At 67.4% G+C, this 19,839-nt stretch carries 20 protein-coding genes; 10 read left to right on the top strand and 10 right to left on the bottom strand.

Annotated elements, in window-relative coordinates:
- Positions 1–20: 20 nt before the first annotated feature.
- The 3 genes from H4Q84_RS11405 to H4Q84_RS11395 form a co-directional block, all read right to left on the bottom strand.
- A complete protein-coding gene (locus tag H4Q84_RS11405) occupies positions 21–2,240 on the bottom strand; it encodes a hypothetical protein (protein ID WP_248583504.1) in 2,220 nt (739 codons plus the stop codon).
- Positions 2,218–2,760, bottom strand: coding sequence for a hypothetical protein (locus H4Q84_RS11400; protein WP_248583503.1), 543 nt, complete (start codon positions 2,758–2,760; stop codon positions 2,218–2,220). Before H4Q84_RS11400 ends, H4Q84_RS11405 begins: the two co-directional genes overlap by 23 nt.
- 416 nt (positions 2,761–3,176) lie before the next feature.
- Positions 3,177–4,400, bottom strand: coding sequence for an IS1380 family transposase (locus H4Q84_RS11395; protein WP_248583502.1), 1,224 nt, complete (start codon positions 4,398–4,400; stop codon positions 3,177–3,179).
- A gap of 607 nt (positions 4,401–5,007) precedes the next feature.
- Here H4Q84_RS11395 and H4Q84_RS11390 point away from each other — a divergent pair.
- Genes H4Q84_RS11390 through H4Q84_RS11380 form a run of 3 tightly spaced genes read left to right on the top strand, consistent with a single transcriptional unit; the run spans position 5,008 to position 6,466 of the window.
- The gene (locus H4Q84_RS11390) at positions 5,008–5,346 is read left to right on the top strand and encodes a metalloregulator ArsR/SmtB family transcription factor (RefSeq protein WP_248579473.1); all 339 of its coding nucleotides are present in this window, start codon (positions 5,008–5,010) and stop codon (positions 5,344–5,346) included.
- A 1-nt stretch (position 5,347) separates the two neighbouring features.
- Entirely contained in the window at positions 5,348–5,995 is a 648-nt protein-coding gene (locus tag H4Q84_RS11385; RefSeq protein WP_248579474.1) for a dihydrofolate reductase family protein, read from the top strand.
- 9 nt (positions 5,996–6,004) lie between these two features.
- Positions 6,005–6,466: an SRPBCC domain-containing protein gene (locus H4Q84_RS11380; protein WP_248583501.1), complete on the top strand. Its 462-nt coding sequence runs from the start codon at positions 6,005–6,007 to the stop codon at positions 6,464–6,466.
- A gap of 247 nt (positions 6,467–6,713) precedes the next feature.
- Here the strand turns inward: H4Q84_RS11380 and H4Q84_RS11375 are convergent, their stop codons facing one another.
- Positions 6,714–8,063 (bottom strand): IS1380 family transposase, encoded by a 1,350-nt coding sequence (locus tag H4Q84_RS11375; protein WP_248583641.1) that lies wholly within the window; start codon positions 8,061–8,063, stop codon positions 6,714–6,716.
- 49 nt (positions 8,064–8,112) lie between these two features.
- Between H4Q84_RS11375 and H4Q84_RS11370 the strand changes: the two genes are divergently transcribed.
- From H4Q84_RS11370 to H4Q84_RS11355, 4 genes are all read left to right on the top strand, one after another.
- The gene (locus H4Q84_RS11370; RefSeq protein WP_248583500.1) at positions 8,113–9,522 is read left to right on the top strand and encodes an IS1380 family transposase; all 1,410 of its coding nucleotides are present in this window, start codon (positions 8,113–8,115) and stop codon (positions 9,520–9,522) included.
- Between the two features lie 264 nt (positions 9,523–9,786).
- On the top strand, positions 9,787–11,196 hold the full coding sequence (locus H4Q84_RS11365) for an IS1380 family transposase (RefSeq protein ID WP_248579608.1): 1,410 nt from the start codon (positions 9,787–9,789) through the stop codon (positions 11,194–11,196).
- Between the two features lie 261 nt (positions 11,197–11,457).
- On the top strand, positions 11,458–12,159 hold the full coding sequence (locus H4Q84_RS11360; RefSeq protein ID WP_248583499.1) for an alpha/beta hydrolase: 702 nt from the start codon (positions 11,458–11,460) through the stop codon (positions 12,157–12,159).
- Between the two features lie 573 nt (positions 12,160–12,732).
- Positions 12,733–13,215, top strand: a complete 483-nt coding sequence (locus H4Q84_RS11355; protein WP_248583498.1) for a hypothetical protein — start codon at positions 12,733–12,735, stop codon at positions 13,213–13,215.
- Between the two features lie 48 nt (positions 13,216–13,263).
- Here the strand turns inward: H4Q84_RS11355 and H4Q84_RS11350 are convergent, their stop codons facing one another.
- Together H4Q84_RS11350 and H4Q84_RS11345 are read right to left on the bottom strand one after the other, a co-directional pair.
- On the bottom strand, positions 13,264–13,509 hold the full coding sequence (locus H4Q84_RS11350; protein WP_248583497.1) for a hypothetical protein: 246 nt from the start codon (positions 13,507–13,509) through the stop codon (positions 13,264–13,266).
- 24 nt (positions 13,510–13,533) lie between these two features.
- The gene (locus tag H4Q84_RS11345; protein WP_248583496.1) at positions 13,534–13,896 is read right to left on the bottom strand and encodes a YciI family protein; all 363 of its coding nucleotides are present in this window, start codon (positions 13,894–13,896) and stop codon (positions 13,534–13,536) included.
- A gap of 277 nt (positions 13,897–14,173) precedes the next feature.
- Here H4Q84_RS11345 and H4Q84_RS23160 point away from each other — a divergent pair, with 277 nt between their 5' ends.
- A complete protein-coding gene (locus tag H4Q84_RS23160) occupies positions 14,174–14,719 on the top strand; it encodes a DUF6069 family protein (RefSeq protein ID WP_282580334.1) in 546 nt (181 codons plus the stop codon).
- Positions 14,720–15,092: 373 nt separating this feature from the next.
- On the opposite strand, the gene H4Q84_RS23155 is transcribed toward H4Q84_RS23160, so the two are convergent.
- Positions 15,093–15,224 (bottom strand): hypothetical protein, encoded by a 132-nt coding sequence (locus tag H4Q84_RS23155; protein WP_282580333.1) that lies wholly within the window; start codon positions 15,222–15,224, stop codon positions 15,093–15,095.
- A 111-nt stretch (positions 15,225–15,335) separates the two neighbouring features.
- Between H4Q84_RS23155 and H4Q84_RS11335 the strand changes: the two genes are divergently transcribed.
- Positions 15,336–15,956 (top strand): TetR/AcrR family transcriptional regulator, encoded by a 621-nt coding sequence (locus H4Q84_RS11335; protein WP_248583494.1) that lies wholly within the window; start codon positions 15,336–15,338, stop codon positions 15,954–15,956.
- Complete coding sequence (locus H4Q84_RS11330; protein WP_248583493.1) at positions 15,953–16,723, top strand: maleylpyruvate isomerase family mycothiol-dependent enzyme; 771 nt, start codon at positions 15,953–15,955, stop codon at positions 16,721–16,723. Before H4Q84_RS11335 ends, H4Q84_RS11330 begins: the two co-directional genes overlap by 4 nt.
- 467 nt (positions 16,724–17,190) lie before the next feature.
- On the opposite strand, the gene H4Q84_RS11325 is transcribed toward H4Q84_RS11330, so the two are convergent.
- The 3 genes from H4Q84_RS11325 to H4Q84_RS11315 are packed head-to-tail and all read right to left on the bottom strand — an operon-like array spanning position 17,191 to position 19,831.
- Complete coding sequence (locus tag H4Q84_RS11325) at positions 17,191–17,880, bottom strand: class F sortase (protein ID WP_248583492.1); 690 nt, start codon at positions 17,878–17,880, stop codon at positions 17,191–17,193.
- Positions 17,881–17,889: 9 nt separating this feature from the next.
- Positions 17,890–18,750, bottom strand: a complete 861-nt coding sequence (locus H4Q84_RS11320; protein WP_248583491.1) for a CoA ester lyase — start codon at positions 18,748–18,750, stop codon at positions 17,890–17,892.
- Position 18,751: 1 nt separating this feature from the next.
- Entirely contained in the window at positions 18,752–19,831 is a 1,080-nt protein-coding gene (locus H4Q84_RS11315) for a CoA ester lyase (RefSeq protein ID WP_248583490.1), read from the bottom strand.
- Positions 19,832–19,839: the final 8 nt, after the last annotated feature.

Below are 19,839 nucleotides of genomic sequence, written 5' to 3'. Positions count from 1 at the left end.
GAATGACGCGTCGTGCAGAGCTACTGCAAAGGTCCATCAGCCGCACGTCGAACGATCCAGGATCTGTCCTGGCTTGCCATGTGCCTGAGGGTTTGAATGTACGGGTCGTCGCTGTCGGCGAGTGCCGACTCGTGGGCAATGTTGGCCCTGAGTTCGCGGTGGGCCGTCGGGAAGATCTCGGCGGCCCGGGCACGGGCTACTTCAAGCAGCGCATCGCTCTCGAAGTTGCCGCGCCACAGCGCAGGGACTGCTTCGGCTTGGACTCGAGGATGCGGGTCGTAGAGGGCTCCGAGCAGGGTGGCGTCAAAGCTGGGCGAGGTCTGCCCTTCTCGGGAAAGTCGGCAGACAGCCGAAACGGCGAGGAGTCGTACTTGTGTGTCGGGGTCTCGGGATGCGGCGAGCAGTGGCCCTTCGGCGGTCGCCTGCTCATAGCCAAACTGGACCATGAGCGCGAGCCTTGAGACGTCGTCGAGTCTTTGGTCAACTGCAGCGTCGTCGGACATCACTGAGCGGACGGTGACTGGGGTGAACGCTTGCTGGACTTGAGTTCGCTTGACTAGGCCCTCCTCTGCGAGAGCTTGGAGTGCTGACAGGCAAGCGCGACGCTGTTGGGAGTTGGTGCTCGGGGCGATCGCGATGCCGAGGAGGCGTTCGACAGCAGTGTCGCTCACGCTTCCCTGCGCTAGCGCGAGTCGGGCGACGTCGGTTGCTGGGTGAGTGCTCCAACCAGTCCAGCTGCCTCTAGCGGAATCTGTCAGTTCCTGAGCAAGCAGGTTGAGGCTGGTTTGGAGCCTTGCTTCCATGCGACGCCTAGGCACGAGGCCCGGCGCAATGGTGGCGGCTGATGGGATATCACTGTCGGGGATGGCGTCCAGGAGTGAACTCTGGAAGGTGGCCTGCACTTCCTCGTCGAGGAGCGTCCAGCAGGTCACAAGGGATGCCCAGCCGGTGTTGGCCCAGTCGTCATTGGCCAGTACAACATCTGAAAGGCCTGCTTCGAGCAGGCGGGCCCGCAGCCTGGGCGGGAGTCCGTCGAGCAACTGGGGGAAGAGTGTTCGAGCGAGAAGCCCGGCTTCCCAGTCATCGAAGCCATACGCGCGTTCGACTGCGAGTGGAGAACGGGCGAGGAGCTTCCCGAAGAGGCCAAGTTCCTTGGCGCCGCCTCCGCCGTGCAGTCGCATGTCCGGCGCAGGGCCCTGGTAGCCGCGTACGAAGTCTTCGACGAGCTGATCTGGAAGCTCGGCCCAGAGCGCGTGGCAGATGTCGAGCCACGTGTCGCGGTCGCGGACGCTACGACCCTCGTGAAGCTGATTGATGAGGAGGTCGTCGATTGTGGTCTCGGTGAGGGATCCCTCCTTCGCCGAGACCAGCTGGTTGGTGTCTTGACCGCCACCCTTGGCCCACAGAGCGATGGCTCGGGCCACATCATCAGGTTCGTTGCTCTTCGCCATGATGAGGGCTGCATGCTGGCGGTTGATTTGGGGAAGCATCCAAAGCGCGCCGGCCCAGCTTGCCTGCATCCCTGCGGACTGGATGTCGGTGCCTTCGACGGTCGTCGCTCCCATGGACCAGGTACGCGTCCATGGGCTCTTATACGAGTTGCGGAACTCCTTCTCGACCGAGGTCCGCGCAGCCCGGTCGACCCATTCGTCGATCCACGGGAACGTAGTCATGTCGTCGTATACGCGCTTGAAGTAGATGGTTCGGTCGTGGCCGAACCAGTGTCCGATGCCGTCAAGGGCCATGCCGAGGCTCTTGCCGGCGTGACGTCGCGCTTCCTCATAGTGGTGGCGGGATCGGTCGACCCACCCATGGTCGAAGGACCAGGTTGCGAGCTTGCAATGGCTGCGTGCGACTACATCGCGGCTGCCAGGGCCCGTCAGAGAGGCAAGCTTTCGCTCAACACGGGCGAAGTCCTTCTCGGTCGCATCCGACATCCAAGCAATGAGCAGCGTCCCGAGCACACCGGGCAATCCCGTTCTTTTCGCGACGATCTCGTAGTGGTCCCGGGCTGCGCCAGGGGCGCCGGTGAGTTCGGCCTTTAGACCTTCGGCCGCACGTCGCAGCGGTGTCAGCCGCTTGGGGATCGAGTCCGATGTGTCGTTGAACGCAGATGGGAGCAGCTGGATCGTGCGCTTGAAGTGGTCGACATCGTCGCGGTCGGTGCCGCGCAACGCTGGGATGTTCCAAGTGATGCACGCCCGGTAGATGCTGTCTTCAGCGGCCATTTCGTTCTTCACTAAACGTCGCCTCCCCTTGCTCGGTGCGGGTCAGATGGGCGAGCGCAGCTGTGATGACGTCAACCATCGCGCATATCGACTCTTGACTTCCCGGTGGGCCCGTTTTCACGTACGCCAACTGGTTGGCCCGATCGTTCAGGTACTTCCGAAGCTTGCGGTACTTCCGGCTGTCCTCCGGTTTGTCCATCCAGATCACCGACACCTGGACGGTGCTCTCATGAAGTACCGCCTCGATCTCCTCCTCGGTGCCTGGACGAAGCTGATTGGCGAGCAGCACCACAACCGCATGCGCCTTGCGCACTCTTCGGACGAACTCCTCGTTCATATCGGTGGTCCGACGCCCGGCATCGAATTCCCACCGGTCGGGGACCAGGGTGAAGGGCCGGGTCTCGTCTCGACGCGACCGGAACTGATTGTCGACTGTCCGAACCAATGCTTCGAATAGGTCGCGCTGGTCCGTGACGTCTGACGCAGACGAAATGAAGAACACGAACTCTCGTACGAGGTTCCCGTCCTTCAAGAAGTAGTCCTTCGGCCCGACCGAGGCTGTCACGAAGCCAGACGCCGATCCGCACCGAGGCTGGGGACCGGTTGAGGAGTGGACATGGCGTCAGCGTATCTGCGCCCTCGCCCACATCGGCGCCAATCCCGCGACTGTCGGCTTCACCTCGAGCGATGGGTATGTCTAGCAACAGGGGTCACCTGTCGTGCATCATGCTCGCTCCGCCCACGCTATACGGGCCACGATGTCATCCCCGTTGACGGTAGTTCTGCTCGCGACCTAGCCCCGGTCTTTCATGAGGTCGTGCGGACTGGGCGCGCCGCTGCGTGATGGCGGTCGTGGTCCGAGGGTCTGATCTTGGATACGACGCTGGGCCGGCTGGCGCTGCCGGGCTGCGGTTCTCCAGTGCTTCGGGTCGTGGGCGGACGGGCTCGTCAGGACAGGGGTGGGATCGCGGCGATGTTCGCGAAGACCGCGACCACGGCGGCTGCCCAGGGCCAGGATTCGGGTATCCGGAGTCGTCGTCGACGAGAGCTGTGGGTGAGGCGGGCGGGGACGTGGAGGAACCGGTAGCGCAGCGCTTTTGGTTCGCAGGCAGCCAGTGCGGCGGCGTCGCCGACACAGCCGAGGAGCCGGGTCCAGGCGGTCAGGTCGGCGGCGACCTGGGTCAGTGTCAGCCAGGCCTGGTTGATCGCGAACTCCCGCGACGGGAACCGGCCCATACCGGTGTCCTTGGCGTGCCGGATCCGGTCCTCGACCCGGGCATGGGCCCGGTGCCGGGCTTCGAGGAACGCCAACTGCCCGGTGCTCGTGTTGGTGACGAACGCCTGATAGCGCCACCCGTCACGCTCCTCGAACAACGATAACTGTGCACCGGGATGGGGACGTTCGCGGCGCACGATGACCCGCATTCCGGCCGGCCACTTCGTCAGGTCCAGCAGTCCGGTCAGTTCGGCGACGTCGCCACCTTCACGGATCCCGCCGTCTGCATCGGACGCCGGGGTCCAGACCTTCTTCGGGACGAGCTTGATCGCGTCGCGGATCTTCTCGGTGACCGCGAACCCGACGCTGTACTCCACGCTGCGGCCGCGGACCTGGTTCTGCTCGGTGAGCCAGTCCAGCAGGTCGTGAGATGCGCCGGCGCCGTCGGATCGGATCAGCAGCTTCTTGCGATGCTTGGCGGGCACCTGGGCGATCGCCTGGGTCAGGACCTCGATGTGGTCGGCAGCAGTGTTCGATCCGGCGTTCCCGGCACGCAGTGTCGCGGCGAGGAACTCGGTGGTGTTGTCACACCACACCCCGAGTGGGTGGAAGCCGAAGGTCCGTTTGAACGTGGCTGCTGCGTTCTGCTTCTCGCTGTGGGTGACCACGATCGTGGCATCGACGTCGAGGACCACGACGTCGCCGAGGTCGGTGCCGGCGACCTTCGAGGCAGGGATGCCGTCACCGGCCGCCAGCTGCGACCAGACGTGGCGCCGAGCCCGGGCGCGGGCGACCGCGATCTGCTTCAACCGGCCGGGCGTGACCGCATTCAGAGTCCGCCACACCGTCGGCGGCGACGCGACCGCGCCGAGCACCGGTGCTTGATGGCGGAGCACGTCGATGTCGGCGATCGCCTCACCGCCGTCAGCGAGCATCACCGCGACGTCGACCAGCACCCGGCCGCGTCGTGGACCGGGGCGAAGGAGCGACGCGACATCGCCGCGGACAACTCCGTCGTGAGGCCGGTCCGGTCGGCCATGAGACGCAACGCGACGCTGCCCGCGTGAGCCACCACGCCGACACCATCAGCGGACACAGACAAGCCAGTCGACCACGAAGTACGCTTCACCTACGGAGTGCCTTCCAAGCAGAGAAACTTGAACCGTCGCAAGTCCAAGTTTCCCCTGCTGGGCAGGCACTTCCGTGCTTCTACACGCCGATCAGCCCACGGGCCCGTGAACGATCCGGGCTAGTGCGTCTATTCGCCGCGTAAGCACCCATATCTGCGAGCCGCGGGCTCTTGGCCAGCGGCGAGTGCTACCCCGCAAGCAGGACGAGTGCGAGCTTGGCGAGCCTCGTCGAGGACGTCGTTCGCCGGCCGCTCCTCGCGTGTGATCCATTCGTAAGCGGAGGCGTTGAAAGCGTCGGCAAGGCACATGGTCGTGGACCTGAAGTCGTGGTCGGTGATTTCGCCCCGTGCGAACGCAGGTCGGGATGTTGACTCGATGAAGGCGACTAGGGAGTCGGTTGACGAATCCCTGCCCATCAACAATAGTTAGACGTGTGCCTAAGTATTACGACGAGCTCGATTCCGTGCTCCGCGCTCTCGCGGATCCGACGCGCCGGGCCGTCGTGGAACGGTTGGCGCAGTCCCCAGCCGTCGTGTCCGAACTCGCGGCACCGTTCTCGATGGCGTTGCCCTCGCTCATGCAGCACCTGCGCGTCCTCGAGAACGCGGGACTGGTCACGTCGCAGAAGCACGGACGCGTCCGCACCGTGACCCTGCGACCGGGCGCCCTCGACGTCCTACACCTGTGGCTCGGCGAGCAACGAACCCACGCAGAACGCCAAGCCGACCGGCTCGGCATCCACCTGACCCGCACCCACCCGAAGGAAACCTGACATGACCCGCGTTCGCATCGACCTGTTCGCCTCACTGGACGGCTACACCTCGACGACCGACCACGCCCCCGAGAATCCGATGGGTGAGGACTGGGGGCGCCTCACGGCGGCCTACGCCGCGACCCGCACGTTCCACGAGCGCGTCCTCGGCGACACCAGCGGCACCGGCACGACCGGCATCGACGACTCCCACACCGCCGCGCACTTCGAGGGCATCGGCGCCGAGATCATGGGCGCGGCCATGTTCGGCCTGCACACGTTCCCCGACGATCCGGACTGGAAGGGATGGTGGGGTGACCAGCCGCCGTTCGGCAGCCCGGTCTACGTCCTCACCCACACCGCACCGCGTCCGTCGATCCCGATGCAGGGCGGAACGACGTTCCACTTCCGCAGCACCGCAATCGAGGACGTGCTCGCCGAGGCGACCGAGGCCGCCGGCGGCCTGGACGTGCGCGTCGGCGGTGGCGTCAGCACCGCGCGCGACTTCCTGCGCGCCGGCCTGGTCGACGACCTGCACGTCATGATCGCCCCGATCCTGCTCGGCCGGGGCACTCGACTGTGGGACGACCTGCGTGGCCTCGAACTCACCCACAAGGTGACGACCGAAGTGGCCGAGAGCGGCACGACCCACGTCACCTTCACGCGATAGGACCTACACATGACGACCGAACGCCGCCTCGCCCGCGCCGGGTTCACCCTGACCCGCGACTACCCCGTTCCCCCCGACCGCGTCTGGGCCGCGTTCGCCGAGGAGGACCAGAAGCTGGACTGGTTCGGCGCCGGCGACACCTTTGAGCCCGGCGAGTGGGCGTTCGACTTCCGCGTCGGCGGACGCGACGTCGCCGAGGGCACGTTTCACGACGGTCCGGTCTCGCGGTACGAGGCCACCTACACCGACATAGTCGAGCACGTCCGCATCGTCACGACCTACGACATGTGGCTCGACGGGGTCCACATGTCGACGTCGGTGGCGTCGTTCGAGTTCGAGCCGATCGACGAGGGCACCCGGTTCACGCACGTCGAGCACGGCGTCTTCCTCGACCAGTTCTGGCCCGACGGCCCGAACCGCGAGGAAGGCAGCCGGGGACTGCTCGACGCGCTGGGCAACCACCTCGCGTGACGCACCTCCCGCGATTGGGCGGTGGCTGAGCAACCAGTCCGAGCCGATTTCTCGGCCCATATGGTTGCTTGGCACCGCTCAACCTCACTTGACCCGAATCTCAGGAGCTAAGCCTCGATCCACCGATGGGCAGGGCTGAGCGTCCGCGGTCGCTGACGCGGAGTCCTCGAGTGTGTGGGCGTGGCCGGCCGTCTGGCCTCGCTGCCAGGTCGTTCCAGGTTGGTCCTCGTGCCGGTGGCGGCGGGGGTCAGGTCGTCGGTGCGGGTGGTGGTCCGCAGGCCCGGTTGAACAGGTCAGTCCAGGCGGTCTCCCAGGGCCATCCGGTCGGGAGGTGCAGCGTCACTCTTCGTGCCGATGACGCGACTCGGGCGGGCACGGCGATCAGCTTGCGGCGGATGGTCGCGGTGGTGGCCTTGGCGAGTCCCGGGCCAGTGATGGTCGCGGCTGCTCGGGTCAGGTTGAACGCCATCACAGCCAGCACGAGCCAGGCCGCGTTCGCAGTGAACTTGCCCGAGGGCAGGTGCGCCAGCGCTGCGTGCTTCAGGTCGGCGTGGACCTGTTCGATGATCGCGTGAGCGCGGTGGGTCTTGTCCGCGGCCACGGTGTCAGCAGTGTTCGGGTCTGTGGTGGTGAAGAAGGCGTGGAAGCGCCAGGTGTCGAACAACGTCTCCTGTCCGTTCTTGGCGCTCGGGTTGAGGTCGGGGATCCTGCGGACCACGAGCCGTCCGGTGACCTGATCGGCCTTCTTCTTGGAAGTGAACGCGGTGAACGCAATCTCGGCGACCTCGGCGCGGGAGACCCACGTGCCGGTGGGTTCATCGAAGACGGCGTCGGTGTAGGCGATGGGGGTCCACGCCCGGTCACCGATGGTGGCGATCGCCGCCTTGACCTTGGGATCCATTCGCACGGTGACCGAGACATCGGCGCCACCACGCAGGACGGCGTTGACGACCTCGGCGCCGTAGAACGCGGAGTCGGCGCGCACCAACGGGCGCAGATCGGACTCAGCGGGCAGTTTGCTGGTGGTCTTCAACGCGTCAGCGACCAGCCGTTTCGCGCCCCGCGGTGAACCACACGAGCCCTTCCGGAGCCGCTGGGCCACGATCACCGGCGCCGAGGTCTTCGTGCTCGCGGTGGCGAGGAGGGCGTTGAGCCCCCGGACGCCGGAGTAGCCGTAGCCCGAGCCCTGCTTGGCGTAGCCGTGGACCTCGATGATGGTGTCGTCGATGTCGATCATCACCCGCTCGCGGGTGTCAGTTGAGGTCGCGATCAGCGGTGCCTGCTCGGCCAGCCGGGCCAAGAACCTCGAGGCGACCGCGTCGAGCTGGCGGACGTGACCGAAGCTGAACGCGCGTAGGAACGAACCCAGCGTCGATGGCGCGTAGGCACCTACGAACACCCGGCCCATTCCGCCATGGCGGAGCAGGGCCATGTCATCGATGCTGTCCGCGCCGGCGACCATCCCGGCGACCAGGGAGGGCACCTTCAACCCAGCATTGGCGCCCTTGTCGGTCGGCACAGTGAGGTGCTGTTGGGCGAGCTCGTGGAGTCCTGCGGATCGGGCCAGCGTGAGAATGCCCTTACGTGCTGGGAAAATCGGACTTCTTCAGGGTCCCAATTTCACCAAGACGAAGGGCATCTCGTAGATGCAACTTTGCCACACGTCGGCCGCGACCTCAGCGGTGTTCGACGATCCGAATCTCGTGTCGTCGGCCGGGCTGGTCCCAGTCCTCGCTCTGGCCCGGTCCGCAGGACTCCAAGAGCTCGCCCAGAAGCATCTGAGCGTGCCGACCGACAAGGGCGCGAACGCCGGGTTGAAGGTGTCCTCGCTGGTCGCGGGGATGGTCGCCGGGGCGGACTCCATCGATGACATGGCGCTGCTGCGCCATGGCGGAACGGGCCGGGTGTTCGTAGGTGCCTACGCGCCATCGACGCTGGGTTCGTTCCTGCGCGCGTTCAGCTTCGGTCACGTCCGCCAACTCGACGCGGTCGCGTCCCGGTTTCTGGGCCGACTTGCTGCCCAGACACCGCTGGTTCAGGTCAGCGACGCGGTGCAGGAGCGGGTGATGATCGATATCGACGACACCATCATCGAGGTCCACGGCTATGCCAAGCAGGGCTCGGGCTACGGCTACTCCGGTGTGCGCGGCCTCAACGCCCTGCTCGCCACCGTGAGCACGAAGACCTCGGCACCGGTGATCGCGGCCCAACGACTCCGGAAGGGCTCGTGCGGCTCACCGCGGGGCGCGAAACGGTTGGTCGCCGACGCGTTGAAGACCGCCAAGCAGTCGTCGTCCGGGTCCAACCCGCGGCCGCTGGTGCGAGCCGACTCCGCGTTCTACGGCGCGGAAATCGTCAACGCCGTCCTGCGTGGTGGCGCCGACGTCTCGGTCACCGTGCGCCTGGACAAGCGTGTCAAAGCCAGCATCTCTTCGATCCCCGACGACGCCTGGACCCCCATCGAGTACACCGACGCCGTCTTCGACGAAACCACCAGCACGTGGGTCTCCCGCGCCGAGGTCGCCGAGGTCGTCTTCACCGCGTTCACCTCGAAGAAGATGGCCGATCAGGTCCCCGGTCGGCTCGTGGTCCGCCGCATCCCCGACCTCAACCCCGGCGCCAAGAATGGTCAGGACACACTGTTCGACACCTGGCGCTTCCACGCGTTCTTCACCACCACCGACCCCGAGGTGGCCGACACCGTGGCCGCGGACAAGACCCACCGCGGCCACGCGATCATCGAACAAGTCCACGCCGACCTCAAAGCATCCGCGTTGGCACACCTGCCGTCTGGGAAGTTCAACGCCAACGCCGCCTGGCTCGTCCTGGCCGCGATGGCGTTCAACCTGACACGCGCCGCCGCCACCCTCGCCGGCCCCGCATTGGCCAAAGCGACCACCGCCACGATCCGCCGCAAGCTGATCGCAGTCCCCGCCCGGATCGCATCCTCGGCCCGACGGGTCACCCTGCACCTACCGACCGCGTGGCCCTGGCAGGACGCCTGGCTACAACTCTTCGCCCACAGCCACGGCCCGCCGTTGACCGCGGCCAACTGACCACCGCCGACACCGGCACGACCAAGGACCCCAAGGACAACCCGGCAGCGAGGTCGGCGTTCAGCCACGCCCAGAATCTGCGCAGCCGCCGTCAACACCGCCGACTGACTCCCTCACAGCCGATCGGTGGATCGAGGCTAAGCCTCGATCCACCGATGAGCTTGAGGTTGTGAGCGCGTCGTGAAGTGAGAATGCCCTTACGTGCTGGGAAAATCGGACTTCTTCAGGGTCCCAATTCTCACCAAGACGAAGGGCATCTCGTAGATGCAACTTTGCCACACGCCCCGTGCCACGTCGGCAGTGTTCGATGATCCCAATCTCGTGTCGTCGGCCGGGCTGGTCCCGGTCCTCGCGCTGGCCCGATCCGCGGGACTCCAGGAACTGGCCCAAGCCCACCTCACTGTGCCGACCGACAAGGGCGCGAACGCGGGGTTGAAGGTGTCCTCGCTGGTCGCCGGGATGGTCGCCGGCGCGGACAGCATCGATGACATGGCGCTGCTCCGTCACGGCGGGATGGGCCGGGTGTTCACGAACGCCTACGCGCCCTCGACGCTGGGTTCGTTCCTGCGCACGTTCAGCTTCGGCCACGTCCGCCAGCTCGACGCTGTCGCCTCGAGGTTCTTGGCCGGGCTGGCCGAGCAGGCACCGCTGATCGTGACCTCACCTGACACCAGCGAGCGGGTGATGATCGACATCGACGACACCATCGTCGAGGTCCACGGGCACGCCAAGCAGGGCTCTGGCTACGGCTACTCCGGCGTGCGTGGGCTCAACGCGCTGCTCGCTGTCGTGTCCACGAGCCAGTCCGCGCCGGTGATCGTGGCCCACCGGCTCCGGAAGGGATCATGTGGTTCACCGCGGGGCGCGAAACGCCTGGTCGCCGACGCGTTGAAGACCACCAGCAAACTGCCCGCCAAGTCCGATCTGCGCCCGATGCTGCGAGCCGACTCCGCGTTCTACGGCGCCGAGGTGGTCAACGCGGCGTTGCGCGGTGGCGCCGACATCTCGGTCACCGTGCGAATGGATCCCAAGGTCAAGGCGGCGATCGCCACCATCGGTGACGATGCCTGGACCACCATCGAGTACACCGACGCCGTCTTCGATGAACCCACCAACACGTGGGTCTCCCGCGCCGAGGTCGCCGAGATTCCGTTCACCGCGTTCACTTCCAAGAAGAAAGCCGACCAAGTCACCGGACGGCTCGTGGTCCGCCGGATCCCCGACCTCAACACGTCCGCCAAGAATGGTCAGGAGACGTTGTTCGACACCTGGCGCTTCCACGCCTTCTTCACCACCACAGACCCGGCCGTGGCCGGCACGGTGGCCGCGGACAAGACCCACCGCGGCCACGCGATCATCGAACAGGTCCACTCCGACCTCAAGGGCTCCGCCCTCGCGCATCTGCCATCGGGAAAGTTCGCAGCGAACGCCGCCTGGCTCGTGCTGGCCGTCATAGCGTTCAACCTGACCAGAGCAGCCGCGACCATCACCGGCCCGGGACTCGCCAAAGCCACCACCGCGACCATCCGCCGCAAGCTGATCGCCGTGCCCGCCCGGGTCGCCTCCTCGGCACGAAGAGTGACTCTGCACCTCCCGACCGGATGGCCCTGGGAGACCGCCTGGAGCGACCTGTTCACCCGGGCCTGCGGACCACCACCGGCACCGACGACCTGACCACCCCCAGCCGACACCGGCACAACGACCAACCCGGAACAACCTGGCAGCGAGGCCAGACGGTCGGCCACGCCCACACACTCGAAGACCCCGCCTCAGCGACCGCGGACGCTCAGCCCCTGCCCATCGGTGGATCGAGGCTAAGGCATGAACGTCTGCTCGGTCATCGGCCGCCTGAGCGCCTGCGTCATCTCGCCGCGACACGCGCCGTCGGCCCTCCCATCGGCTGGCCGCGATTCGCGACGGCGTTAGGTTGGACCGGTGGCGCAGCTGGACGGGATCTGGTGGTCGGAGGCGGGCGATGGTCCGGCGGTGGTGGTGCCGAGACTCAACGTCGACTGGACCGAGATGAACCTGTCAGCGCTGACTGACCGGTTCCGGATGGTGATTGTGGCACCACAGGGCTTCGGGCCGAGCGCTCGGCCGGGCTCATATCGCGGGCCACGATTCGTCGCTGACATCCGGCGCGTTCTGGATCACCTCGAGATTGGGCGCTATGCCACGTTCGGGTACTCCATGAGCGGTGCGATGGCCGCGCGGCTGGCCGTCGGCAACCCGCGCGTTTCCGCCGTCGCCTGTGGCGGTTTCCCGCTCACCGCCGACCTCACCGACATGGCGGAACGGGCGCGCGGGCGCAACGCAGCTGCGCGCCAAGACCCGGAGGCTTGGGCGGAGCTGATGGCGGCCTACGACCCCGAAGCCGCGGTCGCGTTCTGGGACGACGTCGGACGACTGCCCCACGCAGCGCTGGCCGAGGTCGACTGCCCGGTCAGAGCCTGGTGGGGCGAGCGGGACGCGGTCTTGTCCTCACTCCTGTCCCCTGACGAACTGGGGCGCGACCTGGCCTCACGTGGCGTCGAGTACGACGTCATGCCCGGGCTCGACCACACCGGAATGCTCGACCGGCTCGACCTGGTCCTGCCGACCATCGCCTCTTGGCTCGCCGATCAGTCCAGTCGGTAGCGCCGCTCCACCGGCCGACCATCACCGCGCCTGCCAGGCAACGCCATCCGCCTCGGCTGCTGCCGGAAGCGTCTTGCCGCCGCGATACACGGTGAACTCGAAGTTGATCCAGCCGCGCACGAACGAGCCCATGGACACTGGGTGTCGGTGGCGGAACCCATGCTCGGGCGGCGAGTTCATCAACCTACTAAGCCTTCTCGGAGCGCTCGCCTTCGTCCGAAGCCATCCGCCTCTGTCGCGGGCCCCGCGCTCGAGGACGTGCATCAACCAAGCCGCGAGCTCGTGCGCTCCGCGCCGTCCCGCGCACGTCGGCGAGCTGAGCCGGTGCGCGCTGCCCCGACAGGTTTAAGAGACCGAAGAGCAGGGTCTAGCGTCTTCGCGCTCAGAGGAGTAAGCAGGGATCAACCGGCGGTGCCGGACCGGGCACTGTCCCGTCCCAGAGAGGAGTGGGCCGTGTACGCACGTTCCACCACATTCCACGGAAGGCCCGCCAACATCGATGCGGGCACTGCGTTCGTCAAGAACGAGGCTTCACCCATGCTCGAAAAGATCGAGGGCTGTCGAGGCCTCTCGATGCTGGTCGACCGCGAGACCGGGCATTGCATCGCAACCAGTTCATGGGAGAGCGAGGCCGCCATGCGCGCCAGCGACGAGCAACTTCGCCCGATCCGCGAGCGCGGGCGCGAGATCCTCGGCGGCTCCGTGGAGATGGACGAGTGGGAGATCGCCGTCATGCACCGCACCCATCACGGCGAATGCTGCCGAGTCAGCTGGCTGCAGGGTGACCTCGATGCCATGACAGAGACGTTCCGGATCGGGATCCTTCCCGAGCTCGAGCAGACCCCTGGATTCTGCAGCGCCAGTCTGCTGGTGAACCAGTCGGCCGGCTTGGGCTGCGCCACCACGGCCTGGGAGACGCGCGACGCGATGGAAGCTAGCCGCGTCTCGGCCGACGACATGCGCCGCCGGGCCGCGAGCGACGCAGGCGGCAAGATCGTCGACGTGCACGAGTTCGACCTCGCTTACGCGCACCTGCACGTCCCCGAGATGGCTTGACGACCGTCTACCTCGACCGAGCCCGTTTCCCTGCGGGCTCGGCCACCGCTAGTGGTAGCGCCGGCTGCTGGCGCGCGTCGCGCGGCCGGCGATGCATGCCTGGAGGAAGGCGAAACCCGGTCGGATACGACGCCAATCCGTTCTCAGGCCCGGCCGCGGCGACGGGTCGTCAGCCGCCGGGGTTGGGGGTATGCCGGACTCCGGCCACTTCTGCAGCGCGGCCACGAGCGAGGCGATCGGGCGGCCGTGCTCCTCGCGGAAGATCCGCTGGACGGCCGCCGTTCTGCCCAGCATCGATCAGTCGTCGGTCGGGCCGGCTCAGGCGAGGCCGTCGAACGGACGGACCTCGACCTTGCCCCGGCACGCCTTGGACCCCTCGGCCGCGAGCTTGAGCGCCACGTCGAGGTCGGGCGCGTCGATCACCCAGAAGCCCCCGATGAGCTCCTTGGTCTCGAGGTAAGGGCCGTCGGTCATCACCGGAGTCTCGCTCTGGCCGTCGACGACGGTCGCCGTCGACGCCGGCTGGAGTCCACCGGCGAAGACCCAGTAGCCATCGGCGTGCAACTTGTCGTTGAAGGCGCCGGTCGCGGCGAACGCCTCCTCCATCTCCTCCTTGGAGCCATAGTTGCCGAACTCGTTCATCTCGGCGGGGCCGTGCACGGTCAGCAGGTAGTGCGTCATCTCAGTTCTCCTCAGTTTCGGGGCGGTCCCGATGACCGCCTTCCACCATCACCACGAACGGCATCCCACCGATACGACAACCTGCCACAGCAACTTTGCGATCGGGTTCCTCCTAGGGAACTGCCCGTTCGATGCCCTGGCGCAGAAGCACCGGACGCTCTTGTGCGGGCTCCGCCACGACTTCGTCCAGGGCATCGCCGACGGGACCGGTTGCGCCGGGCGCCGCCGGGACTCGCCCCCGACCCGCCCCAGAACTGCGTGACCGCGCGTCGACCCGTTGAACGTTTCGTCTCGCGACCTGTCGGATCGGGACCCGCCCGTTCGTGGAGGGGGTATATGCGGGTCGCACCGGGCGGCCAGCCGAGGAAACGGAGCCCGACATGTCCATCACCCGCAGGTCCCCACCCACGTCACCACCACCGCGCCGGCGTCCACTTCCGAGCGGCAGCCGGTCTGGAAGCACGGCGTCGCCGTGGCCGTCGTCGCCTCGGTCGCCACGACCGTACTGGCGGCGGTCGCGTCGGCCGCCGGGGTCTCGTTCGCCGACAGCAAAGGCGCGAGCATCCCGATCGCCGGGTTCGCGCAGCTGACGCTGGCTTTCTCGCTCGTCGGCGTCGGCATCGCTGCCGTCATGGCGCGCAGGGCGCGCCGGCCACGGCCCACGTTCGTGCGGACAGCGGTCGCGCTGACCGCGCTGTCCTTCGTCCCGGACCTCACGTTCGGGTTCGACGCCAGCTCCGCGGCCACCCTGATCACGCTGCACACCGTCGCCGCAGCCATCGTGGTGCCGACCCTGGCGAGGCGGCTCACGCGCACCCGCTGACCAGGCTCGATCCGTGCCACTGCCCTTCTGCCAGCTCGACGCCCTCAGACACGTGGTGCCCGCTGGAGTTTGGAAGTACAACTCGTGGGGCGCTCGGACGCCGAAGGACGACCTGCGTGTGCTGCTGGCACGGCAGCCCGGCATGGTCGACGCAGGCCAGGAGGTCGCACCAGCCAGGCGGAAGGCACCCTCACCCGCGGCTGGATGCTCCGGGGCGCCAGCCGCGTGGGCGGCGACATGGTTCTCCCGCTCCGGCGCTCGCTCGGGGTGGTGTTCCGGAGTTGGGAACGGCAAATCGATCAGTGCCCGCCAACGTGTTGTCATGCCGCGATGAGGTGCGCCCTTCCGCCGCGAATGGTCCGGTCGGCGTCTCCTAGCCGCACGCAGAACGGGCAACGGCCGGGGGGCAGTCGCAGAGGAGCTCGACCAGCTCGACCACGCTGTCGCTGTCGACATGGTCGGCACGCGCGCCGAGCGCACCGGCGGCGGTGTACGGCGTGTGCATCCACGCCTCATTACCATCCGACGGTGTGTGTCCAATGAACGCTCGACCCTTCGCAGTGCGGGTCATGCCGCCCCTTGACATCTGGACCGACCCAGGAGCACTCTCCTAGTCATGTTAGGTACGCCGAACAGAGATAGGGTTTCCGAACGTCGTCAGGCGACCCGACGAGAGATCCTGGACGCTGCCTGGGACATGGCGCGGGAACACGGGCTCTCCCAGATCACACTCCGTGACGTCGCCGCCCGGGTGGGGATGCAGGCTCCTTCGCTGTACTCGCACTTCGCGTCGAAGAACGCCATCTACGACGCGATGTTCGAGCAGGCATGGACCGACTGCTACGAGACGATGCTTGCCATCCAGGACAGGCGCGCCAAGACACCGCGCGCCAAGCTGCGTCTCTACGCACACACGTTCTTTCGATTCGCCGTCGCTGACCTCGCACGCCACCAGCTGATGAACCAGCGGACGATTCCCGGCTTTGAACCCAGTGCTGCGGGGTACGCACCTGCGGTCGCTGTGATCGAGAGGCTCCGGGAACGACTGCGGGCGATCGGAATCACGCGCGACGAGGACGTCGACCTCTACACAGCACTGGTGGGCGGGCTGCTCGACGCGCAGTTCGCCAATGACCCCGGCGGCAATCGCTGGGCACGTCTGGTCGACCGCGCGGTCGACATGTTTGCCGACAACGTAGGCCTCCCCCGCGACAGTAGGGACACCAACCAGCCATGAGCAGCACACCGATCCAGGGCTCTCAGAAGGCCCCGTACACCCCCACCCTCGACCACGACGTCGCGATCCAACTGGCCACGACCGAGTACGAACGGGTGGTGACCACACTCGAACAGCTCACCCCAGGGCAGTGGGCGTCCGCCACCGACTGCTCCGCCTGGGACGTCCGCGCGATCGCTGGTCACGTCCTCGGGATGGCCCAGATGGCCGCCTCGATCCGCGAGACGATGCGCCAGCAGCTGACGGCCAAGCGACGTGCCAAACGCGACGGCGAACTGATGATCGACGCACTGACCGCGCTTCAGGTCGAGAAGAACGCGTCCCTCAGTCCGGGCGAGATCGTGGCGAAGATGCGCACCTACGGACCCAAGGCCGCCCGCGGCCGAGCACGTACGCCGGGCTTCGTTCGCAAGCAGACCGCAGCGCAGGAGGTGGACGGCCGCGAGGAGTGGTGGACCATCGGGTTCCTGATGGACACGATCCTGACCCGCGACCCGTTCATGCACCGGATCGACATCGCCCACGCGACCGGCGTCCTTGCGCCGGCGACGGCCGAGCACGAAGGCGTGATTGTCGACGACGTGGTCCGCGAATGGGCCCGACGCCACGGCGGGGCGTACACCCTCGAGCTCACCGGCCCGGCCGGGGGCACCTGGTCCCACGATGGCGGAGCCGGGCCGATCTCCATGGACGCCTTCGAGTTCTGCCGGGCGCTTTCCGGCCGCGCGCCTTCGCAAGGGCTGTTGAGCCAGCAGGTGCCGTTCTAACACACGCAATCTCGTCGACGCCGCCGTGGCATGGCCGTGTCATCGTCCTGAGCAGCGACAAAAGCGAACGGCGCGTCCGGACACTGCCTCGAGCGACATGACCTCGTCGTTGCGAAGCTTGTGACTGGGCGGATTAAGGACCTGGAATTCGCCGACGCACTCCTTCACGCGAATCTCATAGACGCTACGTTCTGCTTGCACGGGCCCAGATGCTCGAGCTGCCGGTCGCTGCAGGTCGGGTCACCAGGTGGGTCGTCGGCTGGATGCAGAAGCACCGATCGTGATCTCTGCCCCGGGCTAGTGGCGCCCGCCTGAGGCGTCGCCGCCCACTCACACCACGGATGATGTGGGAGCAGGCCGGCTAGGCCCCGTAGCCCGCCCGCTATTCCCGCCGATTGCGGGTGTGCGAGAGGCGCGCCATGCCACCGCGAATGCCGGTTAGAAGCGACGCCGGACGAAAGCCCCCGTCAGACCGGCCTGGCGAACCACAGCGTGCGGTGGCTCCAGTCGCCCGGCCCGCGTCGTACTCCCGAGCAGACGATGATGACCAGCTGCGGCGGCCCTTCGGTGCTGTAGATCTCCGGCATCCGGGTCTCGGCGGTGACCTCGTCGCGGCGGGCGACGTCGTAGCAGAGGTGCTCGCCCGTAGCGCCGCGGACGATGAGCCGGCCACCCGTCTGGAGGCCTTCGAGCAGCCGGTTGCCGAGCGCCGAGCCGTCGGGCCAGGTGTGGGCATCGAAGAGGGCCACTCCGGCCGGGCTGCCAGGGGCGACGCCGGGCTGGTCCCACGCGAACTGGGTCTTGCCTTCACTGGTGACCGGCGGCACCCCCAGCACACCGTTGCTGCCGCGGGGGACCGCAACGACGGGCGAGCCAGTGGTCACGCCGGCGATCGAGATGCTGGTGGGGGTGATGGCGTCCGACGTGGCGAGGCACTCGAACGGCGTCTTCGGCGGTTGCTTCACAGGCGTCGGAGAAGGCGTCGGAGCAGGCGTCGGAGCAGGAGTCGGCGTCGTCGGACTCGCGCTCGGGACCTCGGTGTCGACCGCAACCGGCCCGGCGGGCTCGTCGCCGTCGTCGAGCCAGGCCACCGCTGCCACAACCAGCACGGCGACCACGATCAGCGACACCAGCAGGCGCCGTACGGAAGAGCTCACACCCACACGCTATGCCTCCAGGGCAACGATCGCCTCGTGGATGCCGAGCGTGCGCTGGGCGGACTCGACGTGCAGGCTCTCGATCATCCGGCCGTTGTAGGTGACGACGCCGGAGCTGCGCGCCGCCCACGCCTCGAGGATGCCGCGGGCGTCCTCGACGGCCATCGAACTCGGCGCGAACGTCGTGTTGGCCCCCTCGACCTGGCCGGGGTGGATCAGCGTCTTGCCGTCGAAGCCCATCTCGCGCCCCTGCTGGCACTCGGCGAGGAACCCGTCGGTGTCCTTCACGTCGTTGTAGACGCCGTCGATGATCACCTTCCCCGTCGCGCGTGCGGCCAGCAGCGCCAGGCCGAGACCGGCGAGCAGCGGCTGGCGGCCGGGCACGTGCTCGGCGTACAGCTCCTTGGCGAGGTCGTTGGTGCCCATCACCAGCACGGTCAGCCGGTCGGCGGCCGACGCGATCTCCTCGGCGTGCAGCATGGCGTACGGCGTCTCGACCATCGCCCACAGCTTCGTGTGCTCGGGGGCGTCGTGCCGGGCCATCGCCTCGACGAGGGCGAGGACAGCGTCGGCGCTGTCGACCTTGGGTACGACGATCGCGGCCGGCCCGGCCTGGCAGGCTGCGGCGATGTCGTCGGCGTGCCACTCGGTGTCGGCCCCGTTGACACGGATCGTCACCTCGCGGCGGCCGTAGTCACCACTGGCCGCGGCGGCGCACGCGGCGTCGCGGGCCGCGGGCTTGTCGTCGGGGGCGACGGCGTCCTCGAGGTCGAGGATCAGCCCGTCGCACGGGATCGACTTCGCCTTCTCGAGCGCCCGTTCGTTGGAGCTGGGCATGTAGAGGACGGAACGGCGGGGCACGAGCTCCATGTCAGGCCTCCAGCGAGATCGCGTCGTACTGCTTCTCGAGCTCGGGGTCGATCGCGGCCAGCTCCTCAGCGAGAGCCACCATCACCTGGCACTGCTTGACCGACGCGTCGTCCTCCATCTTGCCGTCGAGCATCACCGCTCCGGTGCCGTCGCCCATCGCGGCGATCACGCGGCGGGCGTGCGCGACGTCCTCGACACTCGGGGAGAACACCCGGTTGGCGATGGCGATCTGCTTCGGGTGCAGGCTCCATGCGCCGACGCAGCCGAGCAGGAAGGCGTTGCGGAACTGGTCCTCGCAGGCGATCTCGTCGGCGATGTCGCCGAACGGCCCGTAGTAGGGGTAGATGCCGTGCATCGCGCAGGCGTCGACCATCCGCGCGATCGTGTAGTGCCACAGGTCCTGCTGGTACGTCGCCCGGTGGGCGTCGTACTGCGTCTGGCCGAGGTCGCCCTTCGGCGCGTCCTGGCGGACGAGGTAGCCGGGGTGACCGCCGCCGACGCGGGTGGTCTTCATTCGGCGGTCCGCGGCGAGGTCGGCCGGGCCGAGCGAGAGGCCCTGCATGCGCGGGGAGGCGGCGCAGATCTCCTCGATGTTGGCCACGCCGCGCGCGGTCTCGAGGATCGCGTGCACCAGCAGCGGCTTCTCGAGCCCGGCCTTCGCCTCGAGCTGGGCGAGCAGGCGGTCGACGTAGTGGATGTCCTCGGCACCCTGCACCTTCGGCACCATGATCACGTCGAGCTTGTCGCCGATGGCTGGCACCAGCGTGGTCAGGTCGTCGAGGGCCCACGGACTGTCGAGGCTGTTGATGCGGGTCCAGAGCTGGGTCTTGCCGAAGTCGGTCTCCTGGCCGATCCTCACCAGCCCCTCGCGCGCGATCTCCTTGTTCTCGGCCTTGACGGCGTCCTCGAGGTTGCCGAGGAGCACGTCCACCTTTCCGACCATGCCCGGCACCTTGTCGGCCATCTTGGGGTTGCCCGGGTCGAAGAAGTGGATCGCGCGGCTCGGCCTGGCCGGCACCTCGCGGACGGGAGCCGGGGCACCTACGGCGAGCGGGGCGAAGAAGTCCTTTGCTGAACGCATGCGTCGGA

It is taken from the genome of Nocardioides sp. InS609-2, from assembly GCF_023208195.1.
In the GTDB taxonomy this organism is placed as follows: domain Bacteria; phylum Actinomycetota; class Actinomycetes; order Propionibacteriales; family Nocardioidaceae; genus Nocardioides.
The sequence above is the reverse complement of the archived record's forward strand: the minus strand, read 5'-3'. Positions and strand labels throughout refer to the sequence as shown.

Coding starts and splice junctions, on each gene's coding strand:
- H4Q84_RS11385 (WP_248579474.1), top strand. CDS start 5,348: ATGACCCGCGTTCGCATCGACCTGTTCGCCTCACTGGACGGCTACACC.
- H4Q84_RS11380 (WP_248583501.1), top strand. CDS start 6,005: ATGACGACCGAACGCCGCCTCGCCCGCGCCGGGTTCACCCTGACCCGC.
- H4Q84_RS11370 (WP_248583500.1), top strand. CDS start 8,113: ATGCAACTTTGCCACACGTCGGCCGCGACCTCAGCGGTGTTCGACGAT.
- H4Q84_RS11365 (WP_248579608.1), top strand. CDS start 9,787: ATGCAACTTTGCCACACGCCCCGTGCCACGTCGGCAGTGTTCGATGAT.
- H4Q84_RS11355 (WP_248583498.1), top strand. CDS start 12,733: ATGCTGGTCGACCGCGAGACCGGGCATTGCATCGCAACCAGTTCATGG.
- H4Q84_RS11350 (WP_248583497.1), bottom strand. CDS start 13,509: ATGCTGGGCAGAACGGCGGCCGTCCAGCGGATCTTCCGCGAGGAGCAC.
- H4Q84_RS11345 (WP_248583496.1), bottom strand. CDS start 13,896: ATGACGCACTACCTGCTGACCGTGCACGGCCCCGCCGAGATGAACGAG.
- H4Q84_RS23155 (WP_282580333.1), bottom strand. CDS start 15,224: ATGCACACGCCGTACACCGCCGCCGGTGCGCTCGGCGCGCGTGCCGAC.
- H4Q84_RS11335 (WP_248583494.1), top strand. CDS start 15,336: ATGTTAGGTACGCCGAACAGAGATAGGGTTTCCGAACGTCGTCAGGCG.
- H4Q84_RS11330 (WP_248583493.1), top strand. CDS start 15,953: ATGAGCAGCACACCGATCCAGGGCTCTCAGAAGGCCCCGTACACCCCC.
- H4Q84_RS11320 (WP_248583491.1), bottom strand. CDS start 18,750: ATGGAGCTCGTGCCCCGCCGTTCCGTCCTCTACATGCCCAGCTCCAAC.
- H4Q84_RS11315 (WP_248583490.1), bottom strand. CDS start 19,831: ATGCGTTCAGCAAAGGACTTCTTCGCCCCGCTCGCCGTAGGTGCCCCG.